Origin of the sequence: Helicobacter sp. MIT 03-1614, from assembly GCF_000762925.2 — a bacterium.
Classification (GTDB): domain Bacteria; phylum Campylobacterota; class Campylobacteria; order Campylobacterales; family Helicobacteraceae; genus Helicobacter_C; species Helicobacter_C hepaticus.
This window is the reverse complement of sequence record NZ_JRMS02000004.1, coordinates 94,864-110,524: the sequence shown is the minus strand read 5'-3', so window position 1 is coordinate 110,524 and position 15,661 is coordinate 94,864. Positions and strand designations below refer to the sequence as shown.

The 15,661-nt window shown below is 35.6% G+C and carries 16 protein-coding genes; 9 read left to right on the top strand and 7 right to left on the bottom strand.

What is annotated here, in order from left to right; genetic code table 11:
* Window positions 1-3 precede the first annotated feature (3 nt).
* From LS66_RS03865 to LS66_RS03825, 9 genes are all read left to right on the top strand, one after another.
* A complete protein-coding gene (locus tag LS66_RS03865) occupies window positions 4-513 on the top strand; it encodes an RNA pyrophosphohydrolase (RefSeq protein WP_034366247.1) in 510 nt (169 codons plus the stop codon).
* A gap of 61 nt (window positions 514-574) precedes the next feature.
* Complete coding sequence (locus LS66_RS03860; protein WP_034366245.1) at window positions 575-1,780, top strand: aspartate kinase; 1,206 nt, start codon at window positions 575-577, stop codon at window positions 1,778-1,780.
* Between the two features lie 13 nt (window positions 1,781-1,793).
* Window positions 1,794-2,342 (top strand): HobA family DNA replication regulator, encoded by a 549-nt coding sequence (locus LS66_RS03855; RefSeq protein ID WP_034366242.1) that lies wholly within the window; start codon window positions 1,794-1,796, stop codon window positions 2,340-2,342.
* Between the two features lie 22 nt (window positions 2,343-2,364).
* Window positions 2,365-2,985 (top strand): DNA polymerase III subunit delta', encoded by a 621-nt coding sequence (locus tag LS66_RS03850; RefSeq protein WP_011115462.1) that lies wholly within the window; start codon window positions 2,365-2,367, stop codon window positions 2,983-2,985.
* Window positions 2,982-4,112: a dihydropteroate synthase gene (gene folP, locus LS66_RS03845; RefSeq protein WP_034366238.1), complete on the top strand. Its 1,131-nt coding sequence runs from the start codon at window positions 2,982-2,984 to the stop codon at window positions 4,110-4,112. Before LS66_RS03850 ends, folP begins: the two co-directional genes overlap by 4 nt.
* Entirely contained in the window at window positions 4,109-5,095 is a 987-nt protein-coding gene (locus LS66_RS03840) for a hypothetical protein (protein WP_011115464.1), read from the top strand. Before folP ends, LS66_RS03840 begins: the two co-directional genes overlap by 4 nt.
* Window positions 5,096-5,166: 71 nt before the next feature.
* Window positions 5,167-6,471 (top strand): TolC family protein, encoded by a 1,305-nt coding sequence (locus LS66_RS03835; protein WP_034366234.1) that lies wholly within the window; start codon window positions 5,167-5,169, stop codon window positions 6,469-6,471.
* Window positions 6,468-7,553, top strand: coding sequence for an efflux RND transporter periplasmic adaptor subunit (locus LS66_RS03830; RefSeq protein ID WP_034366232.1), 1,086 nt, complete (start codon window positions 6,468-6,470; stop codon window positions 7,551-7,553). The genes LS66_RS03835 and LS66_RS03830 overlap by 4 nt, the downstream gene beginning before the upstream one ends.
* A complete protein-coding gene (locus LS66_RS03825) occupies window positions 7,553-10,618 on the top strand; it encodes an efflux RND transporter permease subunit (protein ID WP_034366229.1) in 3,066 nt (1,021 codons plus the stop codon). Before LS66_RS03830 ends, LS66_RS03825 begins: the two co-directional genes overlap by 1 nt.
* Here LS66_RS03825 and LS66_RS03820 read toward each other — a convergent pair whose 3' ends face one another.
* Genes LS66_RS03820 through LS66_RS03790 form a run of 7 tightly spaced genes read right to left on the bottom strand, consistent with a single transcriptional unit; the run spans window position 10,619 to window position 15,651 of the window.
* The gene (locus LS66_RS03820; RefSeq protein ID WP_034366226.1) at window positions 10,619-11,587 is read right to left on the bottom strand and encodes a Gfo/Idh/MocA family protein; all 969 of its coding nucleotides are present in this window, start codon (window positions 11,585-11,587) and stop codon (window positions 10,619-10,621) included.
* Window positions 11,580-12,674 carry a DegT/DnrJ/EryC1/StrS aminotransferase family protein gene (locus LS66_RS03815; RefSeq protein ID WP_034366223.1) on the bottom strand — a complete coding sequence of 365 codons (1,095 nt, stop codon included), beginning with the start codon at window positions 12,672-12,674 and terminating at the stop codon, window positions 11,580-11,582. Before LS66_RS03815 ends, LS66_RS03820 begins: the two co-directional genes overlap by 8 nt.
* Before the next feature lie 52 nt (window positions 12,675-12,726).
* On the bottom strand, window positions 12,727-13,230 hold the full coding sequence (locus LS66_RS03810) for a shikimate kinase (RefSeq protein WP_011115470.1): 504 nt from the start codon (window positions 13,228-13,230) through the stop codon (window positions 12,727-12,729).
* 2 nt (window positions 13,231-13,232) lie between these two features.
* Window positions 13,233-13,850: an AMIN domain-containing protein gene (locus LS66_RS03805; protein ID WP_011115471.1), complete on the bottom strand. Its 618-nt coding sequence runs from the start codon at window positions 13,848-13,850 to the stop codon at window positions 13,233-13,235.
* Entirely contained in the window at window positions 13,847-14,113 is a 267-nt protein-coding gene (locus LS66_RS03800) for a hypothetical protein (protein ID WP_034365365.1), read from the bottom strand. The genes LS66_RS03805 and LS66_RS03800 overlap by 4 nt, the downstream gene beginning before the upstream one ends.
* 15 nt (window positions 14,114-14,128) lie before the next feature.
* Window positions 14,129-15,406 (bottom strand): phosphopyruvate hydratase, encoded by a 1,278-nt coding sequence (eno, locus tag LS66_RS03795; RefSeq protein ID WP_011115473.1) that lies wholly within the window; start codon window positions 15,404-15,406, stop codon window positions 14,129-14,131.
* Between the two features lie 26 nt (window positions 15,407-15,432).
* Window positions 15,433-15,651, bottom strand: a complete 219-nt coding sequence (locus LS66_RS03790) for a hypothetical protein (RefSeq protein ID WP_011115474.1) — start codon at window positions 15,649-15,651, stop codon at window positions 15,433-15,435.
* Between the last annotated feature and the right edge of the window lie 10 nt (window positions 15,652-15,661).

Below are 15,661 nucleotides of genomic sequence, written 5' to 3'. Positions count from 1 at the left end.
GGTATGAAATCATCTTGCACACAAGAAAAATTACAACAAGATGCCCCTATTAAAAAGTATCGTCCCAATGTTGCTGCTGTGATTCTCTCAAGTGTATATCCAAAAGAATGCCGATTTTTTATTGCGCAACGTTTAGATATTAAAGATGTATGGCAATTCCCTCAAGGAGGTATTGATGAAGGAGAAAGTCCTCGTGATGCGCTTTTTCGTGAATTGCGAGAGGAAATAGGCACAGATGAAATAGAAATTATTAGTGAATGCCCAGAATGGATACAATATGATTTTCCCAAAAGTATGTCAAAAAAAAAGTATAAAGGCTTTGCAGGGCAGATTCAGAAATATTTTTTGGTGCGACTTAAAAATGATGCTGCTATTAATATCAAAACCAAAGAACCAGAATTTAACAAATATGAATTTGTCAGTAGAAAAAAACTCCTAGAGTGCGTAACACCTTTTAAAAAAGGAGTATATAAGCAAGTTTTAGAGTATTTTAAAAAAGAAGGTTATCTCTAGTGATATATTTTAAGGAAGAACATTTTATGATTACGCCTTTATTTTACACTCAAGGATATATATGCTAATCGTGCAAAAATATGGTGGCACGAGTATGGGAGATTGTGATAGGATCCATAATGTCGCCAAACGCGTTATTAAAAGTAAAGCCCAAGGACATAAGCTTGTGGTTGTCGTATCTGCAATGGGAGGAGAAACGGATAGACTTATTAACTTTACACAACACTTCACGCCATTGCCAAATACACGCGAAGTTGATATGGCACTAAGTGCTGGAGAAAGGGTAAGTGCTGCACTCCTTGCTATTGCTTTGGAATCAATGGGCGTAAAGGCAATTTCGCTAAGCGGTAGAGGAGCTGGAATTATCACTGATGAATTTCATACTAAAGCACGTATTTCTTATATTGATACAACCAAAATTTTTCATCTTCTTAATGAAGATTATGTAGTCGTAGTTGCAGGGTTTCAAGGCATATCACAACAAGGCGAAGTAACCACGCTTGGGCGAGGAGGGAGTGATTTATCTGCTGTAGCATTAGCTGGCGCACTTAATGCTACTGTATGTGAGATTTATAGCGATGTTGATGGTATTTATACAACAGATCCGCGCATTGTTAAAAACGCACGCAAATTAGAAAAAATTAGTTATGATGAAATGTTGGAGCTTGCCTCTATGGGTGCGAAAGTTTTGCTTAATCGCTCTGTGGAACTCGCTAAAAAACTCAATGTCAATCTTATCTGCGCAAGCTCTTTTAGCGAAGCTCAAGGCACACTTATTACCAAAGAGGAGGATATAATGGAAAAACCAGTCGTCAGTGGCGTAGCACTTGATAAAAATCAAGCACGTGTAAGTTTAGCTGATGTGCAAGACCGTCCAGGTATTGCTGCAGATATTTTTGGACTACTTGCAGATAATAATATTAATGTAGATATGATAGTTCAAACAATTGGGCGTGATGGCAAAACTGATATTGATTTTACTATTCCTAAAACTGAAGTTACCCTTACACAACAAGTATTAGAAAAATTTAAAGATGATTTGGGCAATATCGAATACGATAACAACATTGCTAAAGTCTCTATTGTAGGAGTAGGTATGAAATCACATTCTGGCGTAGCAAGCACAGCATTTAAAGCGTTAGCACAAGATAATATTAATATTATGATGATAAGCACAAGTGAAATTAAAATTTCAATGATTATTAACGCCCAATTTGCTGAGCTTGCCGTGTGCAAGCTTCATAGTGTTTATGAACTTGATAAATAAATGCGGATTTACTATGGAAAATATCAGTGATTGGTTTTTGCGTATCATACGCGAAGATGAAAAAAAAGGTATTATGAGTGGGTGGATTGAAGAAAAACGTTTTATTTTTCTACCTTCTATGACATATACGATTGAACACATTATCAAAGGTGGAAGTATTATTGTCCTTACCGATGAAAAATGTGAATGGTTTGGAGACTATATCATTACCCATATTAATCAATCGCACAAAGGGCGTCCTTTTTTTCCTATTGTCCAAATTAAATATCTACACAATATGATAGATTCTAACAAAGAAGGGAGTATTCAAGGTTTTAAACTCATTAAAGATATGCTTGATATGATGTATTCAAATTATAGATTTTGGTATATTGGCAAAAAAAACACACGAGCAGATTTTGCAAAAAATAGCGGTGAAGGGTGGTTTTGGATATTTGATGAAAATAATACATTTTTAAGTTCCACTGATGAAAAACTTGATTATAAACTCTTAAGTCTTTTTAAACTCTTTGATAGAGCTATTCTTGAGGCTATGTTTAATAGAATCTCACTTGATATATAGCAAAAAGAAGGAGGATTAGAAAATGATAGGAGAAATTCATATAACACCTTTTCCTCAGAACCTTATAGAAGATTTTACTCACAATCGTGATGAGCAATATTATGAAATCTTTGAACGAGAAGATTTTAAAATTGATGATGCAAAAGAAGTAATCGCTCAAAGTTACCTTGCACACGAAAAAGAAACACTTATTATCATCACTGCTCATAAATATAATCAAGCTGCACAAAATGCTTTGCTTAAAATCATAGAAGAGCCTCCACAAAATGTGCGTTTTATCCTTATTGCAAAAAATAAAAACGCTTTTCTTCCCACAATTCGCTCTCGTATGCAGCTTAAAATACATAGGCATAAGAGCGACATTGCACCCTTTGAACTTGATATAAAAAAACTCAACCTGCAATCTATTTATGAATTTTGCAAACACAATGAAAATGCTCATCACAGCAAAGAGGAAGTGAAACTTCGCATTCAATCACTTCTTTTTGCACTTTTTGAAGCCAAAATCAAACTCAATGAGCGAGAACTTGCACTTTTTGATAAAGCCATCGCACTCAATCAAAATGATGCAAGTGAAAGAGAAAATTACATTTTTTTGCCACTTTTGCTTAGAATCTTGCAAAAACAAAAGAATAAACAATGATAGTGCAGAGAATCTACCCTCAATCTATTCCTCAAAAAATCCAAGCAATAGGCGCAGATGCCATAGGACAAAAGATTATGAGCAAAAAAGCACATATTTTTGGTTTTGAAATCACTGGTTTAAGCTTTGAAGCAGTCAATATTCTTAAACAAGAAGCTTTAAGTGTGGGTGGGGATTGTGCCACGCCAAGAGATACTATTGCCCATAAAGGCAAACATATTGCTCTGCTCATTGCCACTAGATCTCAACTTGAAAAAATCATTGCAAAACTCTCTATGCAACCCTTTGGCTTAAAGACACTTAAAAGCCTTCTTCAAACACATCTTAAAACACAATCTGCTGTACCCTCCCTTATGGCAATTATTAATGCCACGCCTGATAGTTTTTATAAGTATTCACAAACAGAAGGAGAACAAGCTATAAAAAGAATAAATACACTTTTAGAAAAAGAAGTAGATATTATTGATATTGGTGCGGCAAGTTCTCGTCCGGGCAGTGAGTTAATAGAATCTGATGAAGAAATTGCTCGTTTAAAACCCATTGTAGAATATATTGCTACACATAAACTCTACGAAAAAGTATGTTTTAGTATTGATACTTATAACCCGCAAACTGCTGATTATGCACTTTCTCGTGGATTTAAAATGATTAATGATGTGAGTGGATTCTCTAACGCACAAATGATACAAGTTGCTACAAAATACAATGCCCGAGTAGTCTTAATGCACACTAAAGGCACACCCGAAACTATGCAAAGCCTCACAGATAGCTACACTCATCTTTTTAATGATATAGATTGTTTTTTTGAGCATAAAATTGCTTTATTAAACGATGCAGGCATAACAGATATTATCCTTGATATTGGCTTTGGCTTTGCTAAAGATACCTCGCAAAATCTTGCTCTAATCAAAGATTTGGCACATTTTTTGCACTTTGGATTCCCATTACTTGTGGGAGCTAGCCGTAAAAATACTATCGGACAAATCACAGGGAAAAAAGTAGAAAATCGATTAGCTGGCACACTTGCGCTACATCTTTTTGCCTTACAAAATGGAGCAAGTATTTTGCGCATACACGATGAAGATGAGCATATTGATATGCTTAAAATGTATAAGGCGATGCAATGAATGAACCTAGAGATTTAAAATCCGTTAAGGCATTTTTACTGCGACACGGACATACCAAAGAAGAAATAGAGCGTCTTGATAAAGAAAGCGTTATAAATCTATATGAAAAGGATACTCGCAAAAATACGCTTAATTTTTTACACTATATGAACGAAGATACTTTCTCAGTAATAAGCACGCTTGATGAAGCTGATATTGGTGAATTTAAACTCAAAGTGCAAGAAAATTTAGATAATATGGCTATTCTTGTTGATATTATTAGAGATGGTTTTAATGATTTTAGTTATGCCGATATTGCTGATACTTTGACTTTAAATATTAAAAATATCTCTATCCACAAACTTCAAAGAATCTTGCGTATTGCTTATCGCGAGTTCCAAGAAATTCTCCTTGATAAAATCGCCACACAGCTTAAAGAATTGCCCATTGAAGAATATAAAACAATAATGAATCATTATGAAAGCATTCGCGGTGATACTGCTCGTCTTAGAAGCACTATTCAGGAGCTTTCTGATGAAAAAAAGCGACAGCAAATTCTAGATATGGCACGTTTTAAACTTCTTATTGTAAAAGATTTTATGTCAAAAAATACTTTTAATGATGTTTATAAAGAGTATCTTAATAATACTCCTGAAAAGCTTAAGCTTGTGGAAGATATCCTCATTCTTACAGGTATGTATTCCAAAAATTATCTCAAAAACGTTCCTATGGAAGAACTTGAAGATATGAAAGCAAAACTTCTTGAGCATAAACGACAAGATGAAAGAGACCATAAAATATTTACTCAATACACTCAAATGCTTGATGAATCTATGTATGGCTCTAATGAACAAGAATTTAGCGATGTGTGTGTAAAAATTATTACAGGACTTAATCAAAAACAGATTCTAATGATAAGTGATTATTTAAGCGCAAAAAATCCAGTCTTTGTCAATCGTTTTAACACACTTTTGCGAGATTTTAAAAATAGCCTAAAAAATTAAAATATAAATCATAAAAAAATGAAAAATACACTATAATAAACCCTCACAAAATCAAACAAGGATTGTAAATAATGAAGTATCTGTGCACTTTTCTGCTCTGTATAAGCGTAATGTGGGGAGATTCTGAATTTGTAGATTTCAATAAACTAGAAGAAGAATTTCATATTCATATACCCCAAAATAAGCAAGAGATGGATATTGATGAATTTATTGAGCGTGTGGAAAAAAACTCAATTAATCTTGCAAAATCTCGTGCAATGGCACGAAGTCTTTTTTATGAAGGCAAGGCGATGCGTGCGTGGAATGCTGGATATATTGATGCACAGGTTAATAGAGCAAAATCTCCTGCTGGTGGAACGGAACTTGAAAATACCATTTTGCTTATGCTCACTCCTCGTTTGCCGTGGGTTACTTATACGCTTGCTCAAAGCTATCAAAACAAAATTTTAAGGCAAGAAAAATCCTACGAGCTTACAAAACGTCTTGCTCTTATTGCAGCAAAAAGGCTTTATTTGGATTATCTCGTGCTTAAAGAACAGCACCAAATCTATACAAACCGCTATGAAAATGCCAAAAACCAACTTCGAATGTCACAAGTGCAATATGAAGCAGGACGTATCAGCAAATCTCAATATCTTTTTTTTAAAAGCGATTTTTTAGCAACCAAAGTTGCACTCAAAACTTCTCATACAGAAATGCTTAATGCCCTCAATGCACTCAAAGTAATTTTGGGCATTACAACTGAAAATAGTGATATAGACATAAATGGGTTGGTATTTAAATATTTGCATTTTGATAAGGCAAATCTTGAAAAAACACTCTCTAAAAATCTGTATCTTGAAATCGTATCACTTGATATTAAAGATTACCAATATAGCGCGAATATTGCTTCACAAAGCCGATTTGATAATATTGAAATTGGCGGAGGTATTAAAAAAGCAGAATCAAGTGATGGAGTAACCTTTCAGCTTAAGATTCCTATCCCTTTGACAACCAAATATGATAATCAAAAAGCGATGTATCTCGCACTCCAAAGTGGCTCTATTCGTGAGAGTGAGATTCTTAAAGATTCTTTACTTGTAAATGCCAAATCCTATCTTGAGCAGCTCGCATACAAAAAAGAGGTTATTGCTCTTGCAAAAGATAATGAAAATAATCGCGCACAATTAAGTGAAATTGCGCGAATTGGTTATGAAGCAGGAAAGACAAGTGCATTTGAATATTTAAGCGTAAAAAATGAACATCTTAACGCAATGATTGCTACCACTCAAGCAAAACGCGATTATGTCCAAACACTCTCTATGCTTGAGGAAACTCTCAGCTCTGTGCTCAACCTCAATACTTTGAAAAAACCACTTATGGAGGAACAATCGTGAAAAAATATTTATATTTATTATGCCTCATAATAAGCTTTTCTTTGTGTTATGAAGAAATATCTATCTCTCAAGAAGAACTTGCAAAAAATGGTATAAAAGTTATTGCTCTCAATCAAGCTTTTAACACTAAAGGCGTGCCCTTTAATGCGCTTATCGACTTTGATGATAAAACTTCAAGCACACAAAGCTCAAGTTTTAATGCTATTGTGGTAAATATTTATAAGCGCGAAGGTGAGAGTGTCAATGAGGGAGATTTAATCTGCGATATTAGCTCTAATGACTTAAGTGCGATGTTTTTTGAACTTACCAATGCCCAAGAACGTCTTAAAATTGCCTCCGAAAACGAACGCAAAGATAAATCACTCTATAAAGCTGGTGTTATCTCAAAACGTGAATACCAGCTTAGTTACCTCGCTATGAACGAATTGCGTTTAAAACTCAATGAAATCAAATCAAAGCTAGATTTATTAGGTATTGACCCAAATTTTATTAAAAATGGTGCTCAAGGAAAATATGGCTTTCCAGTTGTTGCAAAAGCTTCTGGGATTCTCTCGGTCGCCCCTAAGCAAAGTGGGGAAAAAATTGAAGCTTTTACGCCTTATGTAAGAATCTCACGGCATACAGATAAAGGAAGTGGTAACCTCCTCGGACGCATTAGAATCCCTTTGCATATTTCACACAATATTCAAAAGGGTGCGCCCGTTTTTGATGATGGTGGCACAAAAATTGGCGAAATTGAGAATCTCTCAGTTATCATTGATAAAACTTCAAATACTATTCTTGCTACTGCCAATATCTACGACACACGATTTAAGGTAGGGGAAATCGTAGAAGTATATATTGATGGTTCTTTGCCTAAAGGAACAATTCTTATCCCTTCATCAGCAGTGATAAAAAACGGTAATGATTACCTCATTTTTGTCCAAAGTGCAAAAGGCTTTAAACCCACCAAGATTCAAAAAGTTGAAGAACGAGATAATAGCTTTGTAATTGAACCTAAAGGCTTGAATAATCAAATGAAAATTGCCATAGGTAATATTATTAGTCTTAAGGGTATGATGGACGGACTAGGGAGCGAATAATGCTAGCTAAAATTATAGAATTTTCCCTCAAACAACGTATGATTGTAGTGCTTAGTGCCATTATGCTTTTTATATTTGGCATATATTCATTTTTTACAATCCCCATTGATGCTTTTCCAGATGTATCTTCTACGCAAGTAAAAATCATTCTCAAAGCACCAGGAATGGCACCAGAAGAGGTAGAAAATCGCGTTGTGCGTCCGCTTGAGCTTGAACTTCTAGGGCTACCTAATCAAAAGAGTTTGCGTAGTCTTTCAAAATATGGTATTGCAGATATTACACTTGATTTTAATGATGGCACTGATATTTATCTCGCTCGTAATATGGTTAATGAAAAACTCTCTATGGCTATGGATGATTTGCCCTCAGGCGTAAGCGGTGGGCTTGCACCGATTGTAACGCCTCTTAGCGATATGTTTATGTTCACCATTGAAAGCGCAAATGATTCTTTATCAGAAGTGCAAAAACGGCAACTCCTTGATTTTACAATCCGCCCTGCTTTGCGTAATATAAAAGGTGTAGCTGATGTTAATCGCTTGGGTGGATATGCTAAGGCGATTGTCGTTGTGCCTGATTTTAATGATATGGCAAGGCTTGGCATTAGTATGAGTGATTTACAAAAAACACTTGAAGCGAATCTCAAAAATGATGGTGCAGGACGTGTATCTCGAGATGGTGAGAGTTTCCTTGTAAAAATACAAACAGCCTCAACAAATATTGAAGAAATTAAAAGTATTCCCATTATTACAAAATTTGGCTATGTGCGTTTAAGAAATTTTTGTGATGTGATTGAAAGCCATATGACTCGACTTGGGCTTACAACTATTGATGGCAAAGGAGAAACAACTCTAGGTTTAGTGCTTTCTCTCAAAGGCGCAAACTCGCGCGATGCAATCGCCGAAATTAAAGTAAAACTAGAAGAACTCAAAGCCGAATTACCTCAAGGCACAGAACTCCGAGTATTTTATGACCGATCCGAACTCACACAAAAAGCAGTCAATAATGTTATCAAAACCCTTGCTGAAGCTATGGTGCTCATTGTAATTTTGCTCTTTTTATTTTTGGGTGATGTGCGCGCAGCTGTTGCTGTGAGTGTAATTTTGCCCCTTTCCATAGCTATAGCCTTTGTAATGATGCGCCATTATGGCATTTCTGCAAACTTAATGAGTCTTGGCGGACTTGCCATTGCAGTTGGTATTTTAGTAGATTCTGCGGTTGTTATGGTTGAAAATGCCTTTGAAAAACTAAGTCTTACCAAAAACTCGCCAAAGCTCCACACTATTTACCGCTCCTGTAAAGAAATCTCGGTGTCTGTATTCAGCGGGATTCTCATCATTATTATCTTCTTTGTCCCAATTCTTACGCTTGAAGGTTTGGAGGGCAAATTTTTTGTTCCCTTAGCTCAAACGATTGTATTTACTCTTCTGGGCTCATTAACACTCTCTATGACAGTAATCCCTGTGGTAAGCTCTTTTGTTTTAAAAGCTACTCAACACCACGAGACAAAACTCACACAATTTTTTCATAAGATGTATGCGCCTATGCTCAATTTTGCCCTTACAAAAACAAAACTCTTGCTTGTAGGTGCTGCGTGCTTCCTTGTTTTTAGCTTCTCACTTTTTCCCTTCATCGGAAGTGCTTTTATGCCCACTCTCCAAGAGGGCGACCTTGTGCTTAATATAGAATCTAGCCCCTCTATTTCTTTGGAGCAAAGTCGTGATGTAATACTTTTAATGCAAAAAGAACTCTTAGCGCGTGTGCCAGAGATTAAAAGTATTGTTGGGCGAACAGGAGCTGATGAAGTGGGGCTTGACCCGGCAGGCTTTAACCAAACTGATGCATTTATATCCTTTAAGCCAAAGGAACAATGGCAAGCCAAAAATATGGAAGAAGTAGAAGACAAAATTCGTGATATCATTAGCGAATTTAAAGGTATGAATATTGCTCTTGTGCAACCAATTGATATGAGAATCTCGGAAATGCTTACAGGTGTGCGTGGAGATTTAGCGATTAAAATCTTTGGTTTAGAAATTGAAAAACTCAATGAATTAAGCGCTCAAATTGTAGATATTCTTAAAGACATTCGCGGTTCATCAGAGGTTTTTACTACCTTCAATAAAGGAGTAAATTATCTTTATGTAACACCTTGGCATTCTGTGATGGCAAATACAGGCATCTCTAGTGATGAATTTACAAAATTTATGCGCTCTAGCTTAGAGGGCATTATGGTAACATATATTCCTCAAGGTTTTGCAAGAATCCCCGTCATCATTCGCCAAGATGCTGATATTGCCTCTGATATTACTAAACTTAAAAGCCTACAAATGAGTTCTCCTGATGGCAATTCCGTGCCCATTAGCTCAATAGCCGATATTGAAGAAATTGATGGACCTGTGCAGATTCAAAGAGAACAAGGTAAGCGTTATAGTGTTGTGCGAAGTAATGTAATAGGACGTGATTTGGGTGGTTTTGTTGAAGAAGCAAAACAAAAGATTAATGCGCAAGTGCAATTACCAGAGGGATATTCTATCACTTATGGAGGACAATTTGAGAATCAACAACGTGCGAATAAACGTCTTTCCACAGTTATTCCTTTGAGTATTCTTGCTATCTTTTTTATCCTCTTTTTTACATTTAAGTCTATTTCTCTTTCTTTACTTATTTTACTCAATATTCCTTTCGCTGTTACGGGTGGCTTTATCTCACTTTTCCTATCAGGTGAATACATTTCTGTCCCTGCATCTGTAGGATTTATCGCACTTTTTGGCATCGCTGTGCTTAATGGTGTAGTAATGGTGGGATATTTCTTGCATCTCCTTAAAGAGGGTTATAGCATTGAGGATACAATTGTTATTGGAGCAAAAAGAAGACTGCGCCCAGTGCTTATGACAGCATTTATCGCTGGACTTGGGCTTATTCCTATGCTTTTATCCACAGGTGTAGGAAGTGAGGTGCAAAAGCCTCTTGCAATCGTAGTCCTAGGTGGGCTTGTAACCTCATCAATGCTTACTCTTCTTCTTTTGCCACCACTTTTTAGAATCGTTGTGCGTAAATTTGGAGTGTAGCTACCTGTTGGCATTATGGATAATATCTTGAATCTGATGAGCAATGCGCATAGCTTTCATACCATCATTTTGATTGGGGCGATTTGCACTTAAAGAGGAAGGAACATTTTTACACAAACTCACAAAATCAATGAGTTCTGACAATAGTGATTCTTGTCCTCTAACTTCAATAGTTTCTGTATTAGCACTAATAGAAACATTATCAAGGCGCTGCTCCACACTCTGCTTATCTACAAAAACTTCTTTTCTTAGCAAATTGCAATCAATATATTCATTATTGGTTGTTATGCTAATTTGTCGCCTACGCTTTTCGGTAATGCGACTTGCTACGATATTAGAAAATGAACCATTAGTATGAATAATACACGCTCTTGCATATTCTATCATATCATTAATCACTACTCCGTGAGCATAAATATCACGCACATCACCATTAAAATTTAATGCCAAGTCAATATCGTGAATCATCAAATCAATTACAACATCACAATCTGTAATACGCGAACTCATTTTGTTCGTGCGAATAAAATCAATATTAATAATTTTATGGGTATTTGGAGTAAGAATATTCTTAAGTGTTAGCACAGCAGGATTATATCTTTCAATAAAACCTACTTGAATATTGAGTGATTTCTCCTTTGCGAGTGTGAGAATAATTTGAGTAGATTCTAAAGTATTGGTTAAAGGTTTTTCTACAAAAATATTTTTGACATAATCACTCACTTTATTGATATAATCAAAGTGTGTAAAAGTAGGTGTTACGATAATTGCCCCATCGCAGCTTTTTAAATCCTCATCAATATCTTTAAGTATCTTAACACCAAAACGCTCACTCATCACCTGACAAAGCTCTTGGTTTGTATCATACAAAAATGCAATTTCTGCATCTTTAAGCATACTTAAGATTCTAAGGTGATTTTGCCCCATTTTACCAATGCCAAAAAGTGCTATTTTAATAGGTTTATCCATTTACAGCCTTTATCACTTCATCTTGCTCTTGACTTGTAAGAAATGGGCTAAAAGGCAAAGAAAGTATCTCATTGCATACCGCCTCACTTATAGGAAAATCGCCCTTTTTATGTGCATAAACCTTGCTTACAACCTCTTGTAAGTGCAATGGAATGGGATAATGCACTGCATAAGGGATATGAGCTTGAGTGAGCTTTTCTATCATTTGATCTCGGTTTTGAATGCGAATTGAATATTGCGCATAAGCGCTCACATTGCCCTCTTGAATAAAAGGAGTAATAACATTTTGGAGATTTTCATCATAAATGTGTGCAATTTCTTGGCGCTTGGCAATTTCAAAATCTAAATATTTAATCTTCACATTAAGAACTGCTGCTTGAAGTGCATCAAGTCGTGCATTCAATCCAATAAAGCTATGTTCATAACGTTTAGTTTGCCCGTGGTTAAGCAAATAACGTATTTTTTGCGCTAATTCATTATCGCTTGTAAAAACTGCTCCTCCATCACCATAACAACCTAGCGGCTTACTTGGAAAAAAGCTAGTAGTAGCGAGAATACTTGCATTGCAAGATTTAAGAATCTTATTATCACACCTTTGACTAGCCCCAAAGCTTTGAGCTGCATCTTCAATGACAGGAATATTGTGCTTTGATGCAATAGCATTTATAGCTCCCATATCAGCCATTTGTCCAAAAATAGCCACAGGAATAATTGCTTTTGTATGCTTTGTGATGGCACTTTCGAGCTTTGTGCTATCAAGATTATAAGTTTTCTCATCAATATCTACAAATATCGGCTTCGCTCCAAGTAGCATAATTGCCTCTACACTTGCAATAAAACTAAATGGAGATGTAATTACCTCATCACCATTTTTTATATCAAGTGCCATTAAAGCTAAAATCAAAGCATCTGTCCCGCTACTGCACGCAATAGCATTTTTAGCACCTATATATGAAGCAAGATGTGATTCTAATTCCTCAACAGCCTTTCCCATAATAAATTGTGAAGAGTGCAACACATCTTGTATTGCGCTATCAATTTCGCTTTTATGATGTTCATACTGCGCTTTGAGATTGATAAATTCCATAATTGACCTTAATAATGAAGTAGAATATTATAATCAAATTAACTTAAAAGAACTATTCTTGCACCTCTTTATCCATACATTCTATAATTTTACGTGCAATTTCCAAAGCAGAAGCATCTCCATTGATAATATATTTGGATTGTTTTTTATAAATACTCTTACGCTCATTATAAAGCTGCCTTGCTTTTGAAATATCACTAAAAAGTGGACGCTTTTCTTGTTCTGTAATAGTCAATCGCTTTAAAATGCTTTCAAAACTCATATCAAGCCAAAACACATAGCCTAAATATGCTACATCATTATAAATAGGCATACCTCCGCCTGTAGCAATCACAGCATTTTTAACATTAGCGGAAAGCCATAAAATAAGTTGGGATTCTATACGTCTAAATCCACTCTCGCCCACTGATTCAAAAATTTCGTTTATACTTTTTCCCATATTTTGCTCTATAATTTGGTCAGTGTCAAGCAAAAAACGTCCTCCAAGTAACGCAATTTCTCGCCCTATGGTTGTTTTACCACTTCCCATAAAGCCAATTAAAACTATATTCTCCACACTTACTCCAAAGTAATCGCAAAACCATCACGTTGAGGAGTAATAACAGGTTTGTAACGTCCATCAAACCCGATAGATATTCTATAGAATCCTTCGTGTGTGGAGATTTCTGCATCACTAAAATATTTTTTACCAAGCTTAATTTTCTGGCTTTCATTGCTTTTTGTGCCTTCAATATCAAGCATAAGTCGATAAGGTTTAGGCAAAATAAAATCACGCAATAATTTTTTACGCGTAGCAATAAAAAGACTGCTTCTGTTAATAATAAGCTCAAATTCACCAAGCTTAAAACGATTTTCTGCATTATATGTAGCCCCTTGTGCTTTTTGTGCAATAAGTAGAGGATAATGCCAATCTATACTCTCATCAAGCTGAATAGTTTTGCTTTCAATAGAACCATCAAGATTCTGATAAGTTACCTGCACACTTTTTAACACTCTTGCAGTGCTTGGCAACACAAATTCTACACTTGAAAGTGGATCTTGATGTATGCTTGGCGCTTGATGTTCTTCAAGTTTTGGTGTAATAACAGATTCAAAAGGATTCTCTCTTGCTTCTAATATATTTGCACAACACATACCCACAAATAATAATACGCATATTAACATTTTCTTTTTCAAGGTTTTAACTCCTTTAATTCAAAAATTTGCTTTTGTAAATGCGCGTTTTGAGCTTCAATTACTTGTGCTTCTTGTAAAAGATGCTTTTTTTGCGACTGTAATCGCAAAAGCACTTCTACAGAATTACTTCCAAAAAGCAAATATCCTAAATAGAGTCCTGTTGCTAACAATAACCCAAAAACAATCAACCACACACGATTGATATAAAAAAAACGCCATAATTTTGAAGGCTTTTCTAATAACTCTTGGGTTTGTGTTCTCATCTTTTTACTGCTTATTTAACGCTTAAAAAGTGTTTTTCCAATATATTCCGCATCACTAATCTCTCGCTCAATTTCAAGCAAACGATTATATTTTGCAATCCGCTCACTTCTTGCAGTTGAGCCAGTTTTAATCTCACCTGTATTAAGTGCCACAGCAAAATCTGCAATAAATGTATCTTCACTCTCCCCACTACGATGACTCATTATGCACTTATAATTATTACGTTGGGCAAGGCGCACAGATTGCATTGTTTCACTCACGCTACCGATTTGATTAGGTTTAATCAAAATTGCATTAGCTATATTTTTTTCAATACCTTCTTGAAGAATTTTTTTATTTGTAACAAATAAATCATCGCCCACAAGCTGAATTTTATTGCCAAGTTTTTGAGTAAGAAGTTTCCAACCCTCCCAATCATCTTCACTTAAGCCATCTTCAATAGAAACAATAGGATATTTTGCTACAAGATTCTCATAATATGCAATCATACCTGCACTATCAAGCACTTTGCCCTCTCCTGCCAAATGATACATACCATTCTCATCTACAAGCTCACTACTTGCCACATCTAGTGCAATAGCAATCTCATCAAGCGGCTTATAACCCGCTTGTTCAATAGCCTTTAAAATAATTTCTATGGGCTCTTCATTGTTTTTTAAATTAGGGGCGAATCCACCTTCATCACCAATGCTTGTAATATGTCCACTTCCTTTAAGAATCGCTTTGAGATGATGATAAATTTCAGCTGATGCACGCAAACTTTCAGCAAAAGTATCAAAACCCAAAGGCATAATCATATACTCTTGAAAATCCACAGTATTATCTGCGTGAGAACCACCATTAATGATATTGAGCATCGGGGTAGGAAGTGTAAGCGCATTGCTCCCACCTAAATAACGATAAAGAGGTAACCTCAAAGATTGCGCACTTGCACGAGCAATAGCCATACTCACACCTAAAGTTGCATTTGCCCCAAGCTCTGAATAATTCTCTGTTCCATCAATTTTTTTTAAAATCAAATCAATTTTACTTTGGTCATAAGGTGATACCCCATCAAGTTGTGCAGCAATTTCAGTTTTAATATTTGCACAGGCTTTCAACACGCCTTTACCAAGATAACGTTCTTTATCGCCATCACGTAATTCAAGGGCTTCTCTTTTACCAGTGCTTGCACCACTTGGAACGATAGCTGCCGCTCTTGTGCCATCACTTAACCTTACTGCTGCCCTAACAGTTGGGTTTCCACGACTATCCATTACTTCTTGTGCATCAATTGCTTCAATATAAACCATACTTTTACTCCTTAAAATAAATGAAATTATACTTTATCTAACCTATCCTCTGGTGGAGAAATTGTCTCAACAATCGCCTCTCTGATTATTTCAGCCATAAAAGATAAAGTAACACGCATAAGCTTAAGAGATTCTAAATCCTTTTTTATTTCATAGCTTTCCTTATATTTTTGCTCTGCCTCCATATACTCATTTAAACGTTTATTGAGTACCGCCAAAGTATCTTGTTTGAGCTTATCCACCACAACCCCTCCT